At 40.9% G+C, this 17,180-nt stretch carries 19 protein-coding genes; 7 read left to right on the top strand and 12 right to left on the bottom strand.

Annotation, left to right across the window (positions count from 1 at the left end):
- Positions 1–82: 82 nt before the first annotated feature.
- The 4 genes from C4S61_RS19870 to C4S61_RS19855 all read right to left on the bottom strand — a co-directional run bounded on the left by C4S61_RS19870 (position 83) and on the right by C4S61_RS19855 (position 3,225).
- The gene (locus C4S61_RS19870) at positions 83–406 is read right to left on the bottom strand and encodes a hypothetical protein (RefSeq protein ID WP_103926534.1); all 324 of its coding nucleotides are present in this window, start codon (positions 404–406) and stop codon (positions 83–85) included.
- Between the two features lie 138 nt (positions 407–544).
- The gene (locus C4S61_RS19865; protein ID WP_103926533.1) at positions 545–1,264 is read right to left on the bottom strand and encodes a LytR/AlgR family response regulator transcription factor; all 720 of its coding nucleotides are present in this window, start codon (positions 1,262–1,264) and stop codon (positions 545–547) included.
- Positions 1,265–1,266: 2 nt separating this feature from the next.
- Positions 1,267–2,325 (bottom strand): sensor histidine kinase, encoded by a 1,059-nt coding sequence (locus tag C4S61_RS19860; protein ID WP_103926532.1) that lies wholly within the window; start codon positions 2,323–2,325, stop codon positions 1,267–1,269.
- Positions 2,326–2,358: 33 nt separating this feature from the next.
- On the bottom strand, positions 2,359–3,225 hold the full coding sequence (locus C4S61_RS19855; protein WP_103926531.1) for a TraB/GumN family protein: 867 nt from the start codon (positions 3,223–3,225) through the stop codon (positions 2,359–2,361).
- A gap of 354 nt (positions 3,226–3,579) precedes the next feature.
- On the opposite strand from C4S61_RS19855, the gene C4S61_RS19850 reads away from it, so the two are divergent.
- On the top strand, positions 3,580–4,608 hold the full coding sequence (locus tag C4S61_RS19850; protein ID WP_103926536.1) for a sugar phosphate isomerase/epimerase family protein: 1,029 nt from the start codon (positions 3,580–3,582) through the stop codon (positions 4,606–4,608).
- Between the two features lie 56 nt (positions 4,609–4,664).
- Here C4S61_RS19850 and C4S61_RS19845 read toward each other — a convergent pair whose 3' ends face one another.
- The 4 genes from C4S61_RS19845 to C4S61_RS19830 all read right to left on the bottom strand — a co-directional run bounded on the left by C4S61_RS19845 (position 4,665) and on the right by C4S61_RS19830 (position 7,791).
- Entirely contained in the window at positions 4,665–5,159 is a 495-nt protein-coding gene (locus C4S61_RS19845; protein WP_103926530.1) for a hypothetical protein, read from the bottom strand.
- 222 nt (positions 5,160–5,381) lie between these two features.
- Positions 5,382–6,797, bottom strand: a complete 1,416-nt coding sequence (locus C4S61_RS19840) for a sigma-54-dependent transcriptional regulator (RefSeq protein ID WP_103926529.1) — start codon at positions 6,795–6,797, stop codon at positions 5,382–5,384.
- Positions 6,798–6,806: 9 nt separating this feature from the next.
- Entirely contained in the window at positions 6,807–7,181 is a 375-nt protein-coding gene (locus C4S61_RS19835) for a response regulator (protein WP_103926528.1), read from the bottom strand.
- Between the two features lie 457 nt (positions 7,182–7,638).
- Positions 7,639–7,791, bottom strand: coding sequence for a lmo0937 family membrane protein (locus tag C4S61_RS19830; protein WP_103926527.1), 153 nt, complete (start codon positions 7,789–7,791; stop codon positions 7,639–7,641).
- Between the two features lie 316 nt (positions 7,792–8,107).
- Here C4S61_RS19830 and C4S61_RS19825 point away from each other — a divergent pair, with 316 nt between their 5' ends.
- Complete coding sequence (locus C4S61_RS19825) at positions 8,108–9,568, top strand: hybrid sensor histidine kinase/response regulator (protein WP_103926526.1); 1,461 nt, start codon at positions 8,108–8,110, stop codon at positions 9,566–9,568.
- Here the strand turns inward: C4S61_RS19825 and C4S61_RS19820 are convergent.
- The 3 genes from C4S61_RS19820 to C4S61_RS21935 form a co-directional block, all read right to left on the bottom strand.
- Positions 9,563–10,723: a methionine aminotransferase gene (locus C4S61_RS19820; protein ID WP_103926525.1), complete on the bottom strand. Its 1,161-nt coding sequence runs from the start codon at positions 10,721–10,723 to the stop codon at positions 9,563–9,565. The two genes, C4S61_RS19825 and C4S61_RS19820, sit on opposite strands and share 6 nt — an antisense overlap.
- Positions 10,724–10,955: 232 nt before the next feature.
- Positions 10,956–11,198, bottom strand: a complete 243-nt coding sequence (locus C4S61_RS19815; protein WP_103926524.1) for a hypothetical protein — start codon at positions 11,196–11,198, stop codon at positions 10,956–10,958.
- A 351-nt stretch (positions 11,199–11,549) separates the two neighbouring features.
- The gene (locus C4S61_RS21935; protein ID WP_160111287.1) at positions 11,550–11,720 is read right to left on the bottom strand and encodes a hypothetical protein; all 171 of its coding nucleotides are present in this window, start codon (positions 11,718–11,720) and stop codon (positions 11,550–11,552) included.
- Between the two features lie 288 nt (positions 11,721–12,008).
- Between C4S61_RS21935 and C4S61_RS19810 the strand changes: the two genes are divergently transcribed.
- From C4S61_RS19810 to C4S61_RS19795, 4 genes are read left to right on the top strand one after another with little or no spacing between them, the layout of a single operon-like run.
- Positions 12,009–12,302, top strand: coding sequence for a hypothetical protein (locus C4S61_RS19810; RefSeq protein WP_103926523.1), 294 nt, complete (start codon positions 12,009–12,011; stop codon positions 12,300–12,302).
- Between the two features lie 34 nt (positions 12,303–12,336).
- Entirely contained in the window at positions 12,337–13,059 is a 723-nt protein-coding gene (locus C4S61_RS19805) for a LamB/YcsF family protein (protein WP_103926522.1), read from the top strand.
- The gene (gene pxpB, locus C4S61_RS19800) at positions 13,050–13,745 is read left to right on the top strand and encodes a 5-oxoprolinase subunit PxpB (RefSeq protein ID WP_160111286.1); all 696 of its coding nucleotides are present in this window, start codon (positions 13,050–13,052) and stop codon (positions 13,743–13,745) included. Before C4S61_RS19805 ends, pxpB begins: the two co-directional genes overlap by 10 nt.
- Positions 13,742–14,611: a 5-oxoprolinase subunit C family protein gene (locus tag C4S61_RS19795; RefSeq protein WP_103926520.1), complete on the top strand. Its 870-nt coding sequence runs from the start codon at positions 13,742–13,744 to the stop codon at positions 14,609–14,611. Before pxpB ends, C4S61_RS19795 begins: the two co-directional genes overlap by 4 nt.
- Positions 14,612–14,640: 29 nt before the next feature.
- On the opposite strand, the gene C4S61_RS19790 is transcribed toward C4S61_RS19795, so the two are convergent.
- On the bottom strand, positions 14,641–15,642 hold the full coding sequence (locus C4S61_RS19790) for a hypothetical protein (RefSeq protein WP_146064456.1): 1,002 nt from the start codon (positions 15,640–15,642) through the stop codon (positions 14,641–14,643).
- A gap of 357 nt (positions 15,643–15,999) precedes the next feature.
- On the opposite strand from C4S61_RS19790, the gene C4S61_RS19785 reads away from it, so the two are divergent.
- Complete coding sequence (locus C4S61_RS19785; protein ID WP_160111285.1) at positions 16,000–17,178, top strand: histidine kinase; 1,179 nt, start codon at positions 16,000–16,002, stop codon at positions 17,176–17,178.
- Positions 17,179–17,180 lie beyond the last annotated feature (2 nt).

Raw genomic sequence — 17,180 nt, 5'->3', positions numbered from 1 at the left:
AGAAAACCCTACAGGGGGATCTGTTTCCAAATTACCCTTAAAACAATCCTTAATAAGGTGCAAATAGGATATTAGTGTACAATCAAAAATTATTTAGGACAGCATTGTTTTCAAGCGATAGCACCAAATAACGTTGCGGTGGATTTGAATAAGCAACTGATCCAGAATCAATCAACTTTACTTTCCAGCTTTCCCCGCCGCACCCACTTGAACTAAATTTAACAGTTAAAAAATCCCCGTTTATTTCAATCGATCGAATAGCATAATTATCAGAAAGGGCCGAATTATAATCATCAGAGTCGATTAAAACAGCTGTGTCCACCAAAGGAAGGTTGTCATCTTCAGAACAAGATAGAAGCTGAAAACACAGCAATGAAATCAACAGATACAATAGAGGTTTCTTCATAAGTTCAATTTTTTGACCAGACGGGTCAAAAGGATTGATCGCTACAACTATTCGCGGTGGCAATTGGTGAAACGATTCACAACTTACTATTCACTTTTTACCTCTTACGTTTCATTTTCAACTCACAACTTACCAAAATCAAACCCCTGTAATCTCCCGGAACTTCGCACTCTGCCGCTGACTCAAGTCTATCTTATGTCCTGATTTCATCACGATCAAAAGCGTACTGTTGAAGTAAGGTTCGATCTGACTGATAAAATCCAGATTGAACATGTACTGCCGATTGGCTCTGAAGAAAAGATCCTCCGGGAGTTTTTGCTCCAGATAAGTCAGCGATTTGTGCAAAAGAGGCTGCTGGTTTTCATAGAAGACCCGGACATAATTCCCGACACTTTCCAATAGATAAATCTTAGAAACAGGCACGAAATGACACTTTTCCCCGTCTTTGATAAAGATCTTCTTTTCAGCACTGAGCCGTTCTTCCGCTAGATTTTCGTTGGTTTGGCTTTTTGACCTGAATCGCTGAATGGCTTCTGCCAAACGTTTGGGATTCAGTGGCTTGAGCAAGTAATCCAGTGCATTCACTTCAAAAGCTTTGATCGCAAATTGATCATAAGCCGTAACAAAAATAACTGCCCGCACTTCCTCCAAGTTTTCGAGAAACTCAAACCCATCTTTGCCTGGCATATTGATATCCAAAAATATCAAGTCAGGCCTTAGACTATTACAATCTTCAATGGCCTGCTCTACCCGATCCGAAAATCCGATGATTTCCAAATCTTCAAATGGCTGAAGCAATACTTTCAACTCCTCCAGTGCCAATAATTCATCATCAACTAAGTAGACACGCTTCTTCATTTTCAGGTAATGGGATAGGTAATTCTAGCAACAACTTTTGTATCTGACAAAGCATCCAATGTAAACGAAGCTTTGTCTGAAAAAAGGCTTTGAAGCCTCGCTTGAAGGTTTTTTAGTCCAATTCCAAGTTTAAAAGTAGCTTTTAATTGCCCGGAATTGATGATCTCAATGGTAAGAACTTTGGCCCGGAGTTTACTTTGAATCCAAATCCCCCCTCCTCCGGGAAGCTGGGTGATTCCATGTTTGATTGCATTCTCCGTCAAAGTCAAAATCATCGCCGGAGGCACTTGGATGTCCAGTGTTTCCTCCTCTAGCGAAATGTGAACGTCAAGTCGTTTTCCAAATCTAATCTGCTCCAATTCAAGGTATTTTACGACCTCATTGATTTCTTCATTTAAAGCGATCAAAGGGGCTTTTTCATAATTGAGTGTAAATCTGAGCAATTCAGAAAGTTTGATAATCGCATCTCTTGCCTTATCCTGATCAATCAAAACCAAGGCTTTGATGCTGTTCAGTGCATTAAAGAGAAAGTGAGGATTGAGTTGGTTTTTGAGTAATTCAAGTTCGGCTGATTTTGCCACATTTTCCAAAAGAAGCTTTTGCTCCGTGATCTCTGAGTTCTTTTTCAGAATGTGATAGAGGTAGTAAATAATGATCCAAACAATGACATAACGGCCCAGATTCATTATCTGTCCAAAAAAACCGATCCAAAATTCACTCTTCTTAAGATTGGCAAGATCCTCAATCAAATAAGGCAAATACAATAAAATCACCATCAGGGAAGTAATCACCATCACATCAAAAAATGCTCTGATCCAAATTCTGGATAGGGATCTTTCGAAGACTTCCAGTCGGATAAACAGCAGTTTGTAAAAATGGGAAACAATCAATCCCACAGCCGAATAAATGAAAAACTGCTGGAGATAGTCCCATTTGAATTCTCCAATGATGAAGAACGTATAATTGATCGTCTCAATGAAAATAATAGAACTCCAACCGACCACCTGGAGCAACCAGTAGATTTTTGATTTTGTGGGAGTTTTCGGCTTACTGTCTAGCATCGTGTTTTGGCTGGGCTTAAAAAGTCGACTGGTTTATTTAACTGGGTCTACCGAATATCCCGCCTGTTTTAATAGTGAAATCACACCATTTTCCCCACCTAAATGTCCTGCCCCAACGGCGACAAAAACCGACTTGGATTTCATAGCATCTGCGATTAGCGGAACCCAAGATTTATTTCGCTCATCCAGTAAAAGGGCTCGATACTCAGCCATCATTCCACTGGAAGTCATCACGCTATCCAACTTCCTGATATCCTCAGCCAAATAAGCCTCCATCATCGATTGAAATTCAGTTTGGAAATAGTCCTCTGCCAGCATTTTCCCGAGCTCCAGAAGCTGTAAGTCCTGAGGAATCTGATCAAATATTCCCACCTGGAATTCCACAGTTTCCAACCCAACCACCGTCTTTCCAGCGTCCGTTGCTTTGGACGTGTAGAAGGTCTCATAACTCTCGGTCTCTGTACAAGGCAAGGCTTTAATCAAGACCATAGAACTCAACACAAATGGCTTCAACACGCCAAGCTGAGCCAAACCTACCCCATAGTTTGACATCAGAAATTCATCCAGTTCAGAGGCCATGGACTCATCCATTTCACCTTTGATGTTTTTCATCCCAGGATTCATGGAGACTTGCTGCATCTTGAGTTGAAGCTGAGGATCACTCATATCGAGTTCCAGGATCAATTCCTCTGTGCTCTCAAAAGCAGTAGTGATTCGCTCATCCATCAAAAAGTCAGACTTACAAATAATGTGGATCGTTCCGAAAAGATAGGATTCTTTCTCCAGTCCGTTTCCGCTGATTTTCCAAAGGAGCGAGCTTTCCTGCGCAGTTGCGCTCCCTACCAGCCAAAAAGAGAGCGCGAGGATCAAACTGATTTTTCTTAAAAAGATCGATTTCATAAAGTTCTAACTTGATTTTAATCTGCGAGATAGCCTGTTCCGATCTTTCATCGGCAGAATGCTTTGAAAAACATCCCAAACAATGGGAAGCGTTCTTGATGGGCATTTCATTTTAAACTAATCAAAATATCATTACTACAAAGAAGAACCTAAAAAACGTAATCCTCCTTCCAAAATCCATCAGTGCAGGAATTTATCGATAAATGAAGATCACTCCTATCTGAGATAATTATAAATCATTTAAAATGGAATACAACCAACTACATGACAGAAAAACACCTCAATTCAAATTCGGCAAGATTTCCAATTTTTTGTCATATTTTGTTTTCATTCTCTTTCAAACCCAATTTAACCATGCAAAACAGAAGAAAATTCCTTCAAAAATCTGCCTTGGGCATAGCCGGACTTGCAGTCGCTCCAGCTTGGCTACAGGGAGCTCCGTCACTGATCAAATCATTTAATAAACCGACTTCTGAAATCAACGGAGTAAAAATCGGATGTATTACCTATTCCTTCCGCTCTATGCCTGATCAAAGCGCCGAAGCAACGCTGAAATATGTCGTAGACAGTGGACTGAGTTCGATCGAACTTATGGGTGATCCGGCAGAGAGCTTTGCAGGAATGCCTGCTTCTCCCATTAATCGATCGCGCATGTTCCAATTAGGAGGAAAACAACGCCGGGGGGAAGCGCTGACCGAGGATGAAACCAAGGAATTGGCCGATATGCAGGCGCAAGCTCAAGATTACAATAAAACAATCGCAGCGTGGAGAGCAAATGCCGATATGAAGAAATTTGAGCAGATGCGAAAGATGTACAAAGATGCCGGAGTGACGATTTATGCTTTCAAACCTAATGCATTTGGTCAAAACAATACAGATTCCGATATCGCTTATGGCATGAATGCAGCCAAGGCACTAGGCGCATCTCACGTGACCTTGGAGCATCCCTCCGATGATGCGCATACTTTGAGACTGGGTAAATTAGGTGAACTGCACAAAATGGGAGTTGGCTATCATGGCCACGAACAGGAGACCTTTACGTTTTGGGATACGGCACTGACACAAAGTAAAATGAACGGCCTCAATCTCGACGCAGGCCATTACATCGCAGCCGGCCATACTGATCTCATACAGTTGATCGAAAAGCAACACAGTCGAATCTACAGCATGCACACCAAGGATCGTCAGACTCCTGCGAATGGAAAAGGAAATCTGCCTTGGGGTACCGGTGATACTCCAATCGGTGACATTTTGAAAATGATGCAAAAAAATAAATACAAGTTCCCTGCTACCATTGAGCTGGAATATCAGGTGCCTGAGGGGTCTGATGCTGTCAAAGAAGTTCAGAAATGTGTGGAATTTTGCAGGAAGGCACTAGCCTAAAAGATCAAAAAAAAACCGAGGAAAAATCCTCAGTCTATAAAATTATCACCCTTTTATTAATATTTGGAAAACATGTAGAATATCCACCTGCTTTTTTCCAATTCCTTTTCAAAGTCTACCAGCATTGATTCAACGAAAAAATCACTCATAACTTTAGATTCCTTCAACGCCATTCGGTTGGATTGAATCAACTTATCCAAGCCTGAAACCACGCTTGCTATCCGGTCAATATCATTGTTGAATGCCTCCTTTTTCCTATTTGAGGAAATTTGTAGAGAGGTCTCCAAGGGTTTGTAGGGAATTTGGTTTGAATCGACTACATGGTTTTGAAGTTCCTGGATGGTCCTGTCCAGAAGGAATTGAAGTTCAAGGAGACTTTCAAAAATATCAAAGTAATCAGGTCCCTGGAAATTTGACCGAAAACTGCGAACTTCCTTTCTAAACTTCTTAAAATCAAACAGTAATGTTAAAAGGTTTGGTATAATAAAACGATTACCTTTTACAACATCCTTCGTTTGTAATTCGAGCTGATAATGTGAGATATCAATCATACCAAAAGAGACTTGTACATCGATTTGTAACCAAACACTGTGCCTCGCTGTAGGATATTAAAAACTGATGCCCAGCTAAAGAAAAGAAGGCTACTGGCCTCCTAATCCAGTTTAAAATCCCAAGGATATTTAAAATCAGGGTTAAATCGGAGAAATTCAAAACTGAAATGGGGAAAAATTTCCCGATTGCAGTCCTGCATTTCAGGACTGTATTTGATTCACCTAGAGGTCATACTGCTTCATTTTATTAAATAGCGTCTTCCGATCAATTCCCAACTTCGCAGCCGCCTTGGTTCGGTTATACTTTACTTCTTCCAGGATTTTTCGAAGAACAGTCGCTTCTGCCCCCGCAGCGGCACTTTTTAAACTGGATGAAGATTTGGTTTTGAAGTCCGGTTGCTTTTCTTCCCCCTCAGCATCTTTAAAATTAAATTTTTGTGCGTAAACCAATTCCGGAGGCAAAGCCAACAAGGTGACTACCTTTCCACTTGAAAGCAGAATCCCTCTTCGAATGACATTTCTCATTTCACGCAGATTGCCAGGCCAGTCATAATTTTGGAATACTTCAATCACCTCGGGATCAAAATCCAAGAAATCCTTGTTCAACTCTTTATTTGCTTTCTCCAAAAAGTACCTGGAAAAAGCTTCGATATCATCTTTTCGTTCTCTCAAAGGGGGGACAGTGATACTGAATTCATTGAAACGGAAAAACAAATCTTCGCGAAATTTGCCTTCCTGAACGGATTTGCGCAAATCTTCATTTGAAGCCACTAAAATCCGTACATCGATTGACTTATCTCTACTCGCTCCGATCCTTCTGAGCTTTCTTTCCTGAACCAGGCGAAGAAGACCAATCTGAATCTCATAGCTGAGATTGGAAATTTCATCCAAAAAGATCGTACCCCCATCTGCCAGTTCAAACTGCCCAATCTTATCCGTAAGAGCACCGGTAAAAGATCCTTTTTCATGCCCCCACAGCTCACTTCCGGCCAATTCTTTGGATAAAGCTCCGCAATCAATGGCTATAAAAGGCTTGCCTACTCTGGGGCTTTGTTCGTGAATAATCTTGGCAATATTTTCCTTTCCAGCCCCACTCTCACCATAGATTACCACACTCAAATTGGTCGGCGCGACCAGTTCGATATCACGGTAAAGTTTCTTTGATTCTTTACCAACCCCTCTGAGATAGCTGGTGTCCGAACCATGGGTAACTTGATTTTTCGCTTGTGAAGTGGTTTTGGCCTCTGAAAAGGTAGCGGTATAGTTACGGCCTTGTTGGTTGATGGCCAAAGACCTATCAATCAGCATAAGGATTTCATCAGGAATCAAAGGCTTGGTAATGTAGTCGAGCGCCCCGTTTTTGATCACCTCTACGGCAATTTTGACATCTCCATAGCCTGTGATAATGATTACCTGAGTGGACGGAGAGATTTCTTTTACTTTTTGAAGAATTTCTCTGCCATCCATTTCCCTAAGTTTGAAATCACAGAAAACCAGATCAAAATTTGATTTTTTCACATATTCCAGACCGGTTTTTCCGGAAATGGTAGTTTGCACTTGATGCCCTTTCTTAGTCAAGAAGCGGTCTAGGAGCTGGCAAATGTCCAAATTATCATCAATTACGAGAATGTTAGCCATAATCTTAATTTAATTAGTTGAAGGATTAAATCTGGAATCCAAAACCTGATTTAGTCTCAAAAGACTGAATGGTTTACTCAGGAAGTCAATTGCCCCGGATTCAAAAGCTTGCTTTCGCTCCTCTATTTGATCAAACGCACTCATTAAAACAACTTTACAGGCCATACGAATCGGTTTTAGTCTGACCAACTCTTCGAGTCCATTACCATCAGGAAGATTGATGTCCAGGAAAATCAAATCCGGAGTAGTTAATTCCAAAATCTTCCTTTCTTCCTCCAAAGAACCTGCCAGATGAACCAGATATCCCTTTTTGCTTAAGTATCGAAAAAACATATTTCTAATCTCTTGCTCATCATCAACAACCAGAATCATATGTTTTTTCATAATTGAAATTTGTTGACACTTTTGTAATTCTCCGATTCACAGCAAGATTTTAGCGAGAAAACAAATGTTTTTAAAAAAAGGTGTAATCATTAGACTACACCTTTTTTAAAATCCCCAAACCACTTACTTTATTAATTGATTATTCTGAATACAAACAATCTAAAAACTGTCATTTGATAAGCTAGACTGACTATTAGCAAGTTCAAAAATGGAAAATTATAAAAAGCACAATTTTTTATTTATTAATATCATTCATGATTTCCTCTTTGGTATTTATTTTGAAAGGGAAATTATCATCCCAACTATCAAAATTAGTATCTTCTTGAGTCTCAACGAATTTAGAAAAGAAACCTTTGACCCTTGAAAGCAGGGTTTTTGATTTCCTACCGTTCCAAGTTCATTATATGATAGTTAGTTTCACTTTCAGGACTTGGAAAATTTTTGATTATCAACGAATCTAAAACGACCTTCCTCCAATTACCTTAAATAAAATCGCAATGATAGCGATAACTAACAAAACGTGAATGAGGCCCGTTGCACTGTAAGCAAAAACACCGATTAACCAGCCAATCACAAGGATTACAGCAATAATATACAATAGATTATTCATTTTATAAGAGTTTAGAAATTATTAATATTTGTTTAAGATGGTTCAATCGCTATGCCTTAAACTGAATTTTTTCAAAAAGTGGTCTCTATTGCTTTTTAGCATCATTTTTTTACCGATTGACTTCCTTTAAAATTTATTATTGAATATATCGGGGTAAAATATACCCAATTTGGGGCAATTGTTATTACAAATATATTGTGCGACCTTTCGTAAAAATCAGTATGCTTTTTCAATTTATTTTTTCTGAAAAAAAAGCTGTTGAATTTAGATTCAATGCACTTAATATCGATTCTCACCTATCATTGATTTATCTGCCATGCCAGAAAAGGAAGTCATTCGAATTTTATATGTTGATGATGATCAAGAAGATCAAAAACTGGTCTCCTCTATCCTGAAGACCGCCAAAAGAAATAAATATGTAGTGGAGACCGCCCAGACCATAGATGATGCACTCAATAAGTTAAAGGATTCCTATACTTTATTCCTGGTGGGTTACAACCCAGGCAGGGAAGAGCAGCTCAATTTGATCAAAGAGATTAAGGCAATTAGAAAATATGCCCCTTTGATCATGCTAACCGGTGTAGATTCCGACACACTGGACAAAGAGATACTTAATCTGGGTGCTGCGGACTATTTGATCCGGGGCCAATTTGACACCAATACATTTGAACGGAGACTTCAATACGCCATCCGGGATTCGAAACTGCTGGAGTCATTGGAGAAAACCAGCAAGAAATTCCGATCCATATTTGAGAAAGCGGCTGACCCATTTATTCTAATGGACGCTAAAAGTAAAATCCTGGAGGCCAATCCGATTTTCATTTCCAAGTTTGGCTTGGATCCACATGACCCGGACCCCAGAAAAGTACCTTTCCTTAGCGATCTCTTCTTGGATAAATACCCCAAAGATCTTTTGTTGGAAAATTTGAAGAATGAAACAGAATCCTTTGAGATAGAGACTGTGATCACAACCGAAGAAGGGATCATAATCAATACTCAAGTCAGTGTAGTAAAACAAGAAGCGGATCAATATCAGGTACTCATTAAGGATCTCAGCTCTCTAAAAGCTCGTGAAGAAGAAGAACTGAACCTAAAAAAATTCTCTTCTACGGGCAGGATTGCGCGACTTTTGGCACATGAAGTTAAAAACCCATTGACGACTATTGTACTATCGGCGGATCAGCTCCAGACCGAACTTCCAAAAGAATCGCTGACCGAAAGCGGTGATCTGATTGAAGTGATCCGGAGAAACTGTGACCGGATCAACCACCTGGTCTCACAGCTGCTTAACAGTACCCGATTTTCTGAGCTTGATATACAGAATCACTCTATCGAAAAACTGCTGGATGAAGCCTTGGATCAGGTGAATGACCGCATCGAGTTAAAAGGAATCAAAGTTTCCAAATTCTACCAAAAAGAAAAGCGAAAGCTCCCACTCGATGGAGAAAAAATCAAAATCGCTTTCATAAATCTCTTTGTAAATGCGATAGAATCCATGAATAGTGAAGATGGAAAACTAACCATCAAGACGCAGTTTAGAGGAAATCATTGTCAGATTGAAATCTGTGACAACGGCGAGGGAATCGCAAAGGAAAACCTGGAACGGATTTTTGAGCCCTTCTTTACTCAAAAAACAGGTGGCTCAGGATTGGGGCTTACCAATACTCAAAACATCATCTTCAGTCATGGAGGAACTATTCGTGCCAGGTCTGAGGTGGCAAAAGGAACTTGTTTTCTGATCCGGTTAAACCTCGTTCAAGAAATCGAAAAATCATAAAATCTTGTTTAATTCTCCTAGTCTTTTTATGGCCTCCAACAGTTGTTGGTCGGTTTTCGCGAAGCAAAATCGGATTATCTTATCATCCTGCTGATTTGAATAAAAAACCGAAATCGGAATGCAGGCTACTTTAAGGATTTTTGTCATTTCCACAGCAAGAATTCGATCAGATTTCTGAGAAAGATGCCCATAGGAAGCCAACTGAAAAAAGCTTCCATGACTGGAAATTAATTTAAGTCCCGTCTCTGCCAGACCCTCGGCAAAAAGATCCCTCTTTTTCTGATAAAACCCGGGTATGCTAAGGTAACGATCCGATATTTTTAAGTACTCCGCCAAGGCATACTGAATCGGAGTCACCGTGCTGAAAGTGACGTATTGATGAACCTTTCGAAACTCCACAGTCAAGGCAGCTGGGGCAATACAGTACCCTATTTTCCAGCCAGTCACATGAAATGTTTTTCCAAAAGAGCCGCAGACAAAACTCCGGTTTCGAAGTCCGGAATGGCCACCTAAGGAGAGATGTCTAAGTCCGTCAAAAGTGATATGCTCATATACTTCATCACTGATCACATAGATTTCACGGTCTCGAATCAATTCTTCCAAAGTATCTAAATCGCTTTGACTCCAAACAAAACCGCTGGGATTATGCGGTGAATTAACCATAATCGCTCTTGTTTTGGATGTAATAGCTGACTTCACCTTTTCCCAATCCACGGAGAAATCGGCAGAATTTAAAGACACATAAACCGGGATACCCCCATTGAGTGTAATAGCCGGCTCATAGCTATCATAGGCTGGCTCCAAAACAATCACTTCGTCATCTTTTCGTACCAGCGCTGAAACCGCACAAAATATTGCTTCTGTCGCGCCTGAAACGATGGTAACTTCATGCTCAGGACTGGGATAATATCCCTGAGTAATACGGGTTTTTTCAGCCAATGCAGTACGGAGTTCAGAAATCCCGGCCATGGGTGCATATTGATTATAGCCTTCCCGCGTATAATTTCCGACCAATTCCAATAAAATCGGATCCGCACCAAAACCAGGAAAACCCTGAGAAAGGTTAATCGCGCTCTCATCGGTAGCCAATTTGGACATCACGGTAAAAATGGTAGTGCCGATATGTGGAAGTTTCGACTGGATAGGCATGTTCATTTTAAGGTTGGAATACTTGCTTTAACACGAGGTTCCAAGAAAAGAATTTTTCATGAAATGCCCATGAGAAAAGGTTCTCACACAGGGGGATGATTATCAAGGGCATTTTCCCGATGAAAGATCGGGACAGGCTAAATGGCCGTTGAAAAAAAATTATAATCACATAAAATGACCAGACACAAAAAAACCGCAAATTTCTTTGCGGTCCTTTATAATTTAGTGAAACCAGAGCTTAATTCAGCTCCGGAGTTGATTTGGCAAGCGTCTTTTTACCTTTTTCAATCCCCTCGATTCCAGCTTCTTTCAGTTTCTTGCCGATTTGCTCGCTGGTTCTTTGAAGCTCGCCAAGAAGCTTGACCATTTTATCTTTCTGAGGACCTAGCTTTTCTCTATTCTGATAAAGATAGTAACCAGCAAAAATTCCGGAAACTAGTCCTCCTAACCATAATGCCATTGATAATTTTGAATTTTTCATAAAAGTAGTGTTTAGTGGTTAACTGATTTATTTAATTTTTTTTTTGGAAACGCTTACCACTCCATTTCCAATACAGAAATTGGAGGATAAGACTCTGTTTTATTCACGGATATGAATCGTTTATGTTTAGTATATCCTGGATTTTCTTGGATAAAAACAATTCAATTTTAATCTCGCGATTTCTTGGAATCTGTTTCCTTTCTTAATCAGTCAAAGGCTATGCCTGGAGGCTGGATTATGAAATAAAGGATGTCAAATGGCTAAAATGAAGCTTTCTAAAAATTTTCATTATTTCGGAAAATCCAAAACTGCTGAATTATGTACAGGCTATACCCCAAGTTGGGTAGAATTTTAGGGGTAAATTTCCCTCATGATCCCTTCGATGTCGAATATTTTGGCATTTGGGTCATATTTGTCCAAACCTCCGGGCTTTGGGACAAATGGCGTAAGTTCACATCCTGACACCACTAGCATCAGAGAAAAGAACAAGAAGGAAACTGACTTTACAAAATTGCTTTTCATTGTTTTATCGTTTAATTAATTGATGGATAGAAACTCCCAAGACAATCAGCTCAGCGGGCGAGGTTAGTTGTCAAGTTCGATTTCATAGCTTTCTGAATTAGATTTGATCAAAGCTAAATCCAACCAAATTCTGTATCATTGATCAATTGACGGAAAGGTTCTCTGAATTGACAGATCACTGAAAAGGATTAAATTCAAGTGTTTTTCACAGCAAAAAAATGAAGGATTAGTCCTTAAAAAGTAACATTCGTCATCCGGTTACCGTCAACACAACAAACCAATTTGATTATGAAAAAAATATATGCCGTACTGGTACTCTTAACTTTACTATCTGTGGCCTTTAGCTGTAGTGTAGAGGATGATACCGATCCACTCGATGTCTTTCGCGAAATCGCCTATAACGCCTTATCCTCGGATATCAAGTCCACTGTGGTTGGAGACTGGAGAGATGCTGAGGTGAGTGCTTGGGTTGATGGAAATTATTTGGTGATATTTGAAACGAGTGATGCCGCGTTGGGCCCGGTCAAGGTCGTAGTAGACCCCGAGAGAGGCACTTGGGTAGAAATCCTTCCCAGACCTTAATCTTTTTTAGCTTTTCTTAGCTCCTGAATCCAAAATGACTCAACCCTTCTACACGTTAAACTGTGACCTTGGCGAAGGAATACCCGACGAGTCTTCCATAATTCCATGGGTTGATCTGGCGAGTGTGGCCTGCGGCGGACATTTTGGCGATGAGACGACTATCCGGGAAACGCTCAGACTCGTCAAAAGATTTGGAAAAAAAGCCGGAGCTCATCCCTCCTATCCCGACCGGCTACATTTTGGAAGAAGATCTCTGGAAATCCAACCTCAGGATTTAATTCGTAGTCTCAGCGATCAACTCGCCCTTTTTTTGGAAATTGCAAACGAAGAAAAAGTAGGGTTGGATCATATTAAATTTCATGGAGCACTCCATAACGATACCGCGGAAAATCGTGATTTGGCACTTTTGCTGGTGAAGGCGATCAAAGAGGAATTTCCCCAAACCCCGCTTTTTGTCCCGCCAAAGTCTGAAATTGAGCAAGTAGCACTCGAACTGAATCATCCGATAAAACGGGAAGTTTTTGGAGACCGAGCCTACCAAACCAATTACAAATTAGTCAGCCGTACCTTGGAAAACTCGCTTTTTACTCAGTGTAAGCAAGTAATTTCTCACCTTGAATCAATCATTGAAAAGGGGCAAATTCAGACCAGTTCCGGCGAACGAATACCCGTGGAAGCTGACACCATCTGCATTCATGGAGATAACCCCGGAATATTGGGGTTTTTACCTACTGTAAGAAAGCAATTTTGGAAATAAAGACGAACTATACTGTTATCAGCCCACTTTTGGGCGAAGTGAAGTGGGAAAGTAGTCCTGATGATTTTCTCCTGAGCACGCAATTGGGCTTTCTGGATTTCTTGGAAAAAGATTGGAAGGATCAATTCAAGGAAGTCCGGCAAGGATTCACAGCCTTGAGTATCCTTTGGAAAAATCCAGAAGCACAGATGACATTCCAGAGGCAATTCCAAAAATTTAAAATCAAGCCAAAGGAACTTTCCACACAAATCTGGGAAATACCCGTCTGCTATGCACCTGAATACGGATATGACCTTGGTGCTTTGGCGGTAGCCCGCCGCTTGACCGTCAATGAACTGATTGTGCTTCATTCGTCTGTTACATATCGATTGCATTTTTTTGGCTTTTTACCAGGCTTTCCATACCTGAATGGGCTTCCCAGGCAACTTCACACGCCGAGAAAGTCCATACCTGATCGTACCGTGGATGCAGGTTCGGTTGCCATCGGAGGCAGTCAAACGGGGATTTATCCTCAGGAAAGTCCCGGTGGATGGCATATCATAGGCAGAAGCCCTGTCAGACTGTTTGACTTATTGAAAGAGCCACCTGTTTTTGCCTCGCCAGGCGATCGATGGAAGTTTGAATCAATCGATCCGGATACCATGGACAAAATGCTGATCACACCACCTTTTCCCAGAAAGCGATGAGTAAGGAATTGGCAATAGCGACTGTTTTAAAAACTGGTCCGGGATCTTCTATCCAAGGCTTGGGAAGGATAGGTCAGGCCAAATATGGAATACCCCTGTCAGGAGCCCTGGACATGAAATCTTTCGAATGGGTCAACCATATCCTTCAAAATGAGGTGTTTAATGCTGCAATGGAAATCTCCCAGCCGGGTTTTCAGATCAAGTTTGATTCCAATACCAGCGTAGCTATAGCCGGTGCCCAAGCGCTCATCCGCCTGAACGGTGATGAACTGGAAGGGATTAATCTCATTTCTATCAGAGCGAACGATGTTCTGGAAATCGGCGCTTTCCTGAGTGGAGCAAGACTTTACCTGGGGGTCAGATACGGTTTTAAATCACCGAAAATTCTTGGCTCCAGAAGTTTTTATGCAGGCTTGACAGAAGATTCCTTTTTATCCAAAGGAGCAAAAATCAAGTATTTCACTGAATCAAACCCGAATTCTGAACTTAATGCCAAGCCCAAATGGTCTACAGATTGGTTTCAAACCGAGGAGATTCTTGTCTATCCCGGACCTGATTTTCATTTACTCAATGAAAACTTGAGGGAAAAGCTCTTCTCGGAGTCCTTCCGGATCTCACCACAATCCAATCGCATGGGTGTACAGCTTTTGGAATTACTGGAAAATGAACTCCCGGAACTTCCAACTAATCCGGTCTTTCCCGGTACCGTGCAACTCACTTCGGGAGGAAAAATCGTAATCCTCTTAAGAGATGCACAGGTCACGGGAGGATACCCAAGAATTCTTCAATTACCGGAGGAAAGTCAATGGATTATGGCTCAAAAGTGGCCCGGAAACAAGCTCCTGTTTAAACTCAAAAAGCCCTGAATATCAGGACTTTTTGAGCCTTAAAAAAATCACCTTCCGATAGCTGGATCGGTTTGATTTGCCTCCCAAAAGGTCTCCCAAAGAAAAAACATTTCCATTTCAAATTTTGCACGATTCAATTGAACCGCAGCCCAATCCAAGTCTTCGTCCAATTCATAGTTTCCAAAAAGGAATTTATTCAAGGCTCCAACACCTCCTGCCTGAAGGAAATCTCCAAAAACTTCTGAATCGGGCAAATCCAAAGCTTGGAGTAACTTTCTGCTCTGATCCTCGGAATTAGTACCATTTGGATCTTCAGCTAACTTTTGAACAGCCGGCACAAGCAAGGCTATGACTACCGGATCTAATCCTGAATCGAGCTTTAGTTGCTCCCAAGATTCCAAAAGTACCCTCGGATCAGACTCATATCTTTGATTTACAGTCTCCAAGTAGTCGGCCAGTTGGACCAGTTGACCCTTGTTGACTGACCAACCCCCACATAGCGGATAGATACAGTACCCTGAATTGTCCGGACCGTTTATGGTTTTCACCAATTCATATTTTTCGTCTTTTGATTCTCCCGGGATATCCGGAATTTTGATAAAAACATCAAGCGCCGCTTCCTGAAATCCAGCCGAAAGATCATATTCGAATTCATGTTCTCCAGCTGCCATCGCGGCATGTTTTCTTTTTGCTTCCTGGCTCAAGAATCCCCCTCTCTTTAAAACAATATTGTCGTATTTTCTCAAAGACATTTTGATCATTTCCTCCAAATATTCATCAGTTCCACCTGATTTTCTGATAAAAAGTTTTGCTTCCTGATAAGTCTCTTCACTTCCAATTTCAGCATAAGCCAAATTGGTAAGCCCATAGATTTGGTTGATGTTTCTGCTTAGAGCCTGATCAAATCCTTTTCGGGCATTGGGATCTGTTGTATTAGTTTCCAGACCGAATTCATCGCTCAAAGGGTTCAAATTTTCCTGTTGAAGCGGATCACAGGAGAAGCCAAGGTTGGCGAAACCTAGGATAAATAGTAAACTGAACTTTTTCATGTTAATTAAGCAGTTTAGTTGTTTTTCATTTCGAGGGACTTTCCCTATCGACGATCCAAACTTAGCTACCAAGACTTCGGGATTTTTGGGCAATTCACCGATCAGCTGTCTCAATTGATGGATTGGAGTTTTCAGTTTTTTGATTGAAAAAGTGCTAAAAATCGGCTCTTTAATCATTTTTTGGATCAAAATTCAATCAATCCATCCACTGGTTCTATTCATCAATCGAAAGCTGCGATCCATCAATCCGATCCTAAATTCCATGCTTGGTTTCCTAGATTACATTCTATTCCCCAAACTCCATGGAGTAAAAATCAGGGACAAGCTGTATCTTTTAATGACACAGAGATGAAATCAATGCAACCGATCCATTCAAAAGAAATCGAAGAGATTCTGGTTCACTTCTCCACCTCGATGTTTTCCATGAACTCGGAGGAAGAAGTTCTTTGGGATATGGTCAGAAACTGCATTTCGATTTTGGGATTTGAAGATGCTGTAGTCTATTTAGTGGATGAGTCTGGTGAATACCTGGTTCAAAAAGCCGCGTTTGGGCCTAAAAACCCCGAGGGGAACCAAATCTTGAATGTTTTGAAAATAAAAATTGGCAAAGGTGTCACCGGGCGGGTTGCGGAATCGGGTCTACCCATGCTAGTTTCCGACACGAGAAACGATCCTGAGTACATTGAGGATGATCAGCTGAGGCTTTCTGAAATCGCAGTTCCGATCATGTTGGATGGAAAGGTGATTGGGGTCATTGACAGCGAAAACTCAGAGATCGGTTTCTTCTCAGACCAACATGTAAGAATCCTGCTTTCGGTAGCATCCATCTATGCGGGGCAGATCGCCAGAATCCGCGCTGAGAAAAAAGTAAAAGCCGAACAGTTTGAGCGATGGAAAATCCAGCAAAAAGCTACGCAACTTAAAATTGAGGCAATTTCGGCACAACTCAGCCCTCACTTTGTTTTCAACTCACTCAATGCCATCCAACATTTTATCCTGACCGAAGACAAAAAATCTTCCTTACGCTTTCTGGGGATTTTTGGAAAACTACTTCGGTACTTTTTGATGCAACTGGACAAAGAGTCAGTTTTGGTTTCGGAGGAAATTCAGATGACCGACTGGTACCTGCAGCTCCAGCGACTGAGGTATGGAGAAAAACTTCGCTATGAAGTGTTAAGCCACGGATTAAAGACACATCCCTCGGCAAAAATCCCTTCAATTATTGTCCAAAGTCTGATTGAAAATCTGCTTGAAGAACAGATCCACTTGTCTGATGGAGACTTGGGGATACGCATCGTATTTTTCATTACCAGAGAAAAGATTGATCTTAAAGTAATGATAAATAACAAGGCAAAAAATCAGGAAAAAGCAAATCATTCGGACTACCTAAAGTCCATTACTCCTTGGGAAGATTATATCAAGCTACTCAATGAGATTAGACCATTTGAGATCAAAAGTGACGTTGGAATGGAATTCTGCCCTGATGAAGGCGAAGAGTGCAAAGCAGTTTTAATCCAATTCCCCAATCTGGCCTGAAG

The sequence above is a fragment of the Algoriphagus boritolerans DSM 17298 = JCM 18970 genome, from assembly GCF_900108085.1.
Classification (GTDB): Bacteria; Bacteroidota; Bacteroidia; order Cytophagales; family Cyclobacteriaceae; genus Algoriphagus; species Algoriphagus boritolerans.
Note: the sequence above shows the minus strand (reverse complement) of the source record. Positions and strands in the feature narration are given on the sequence as shown.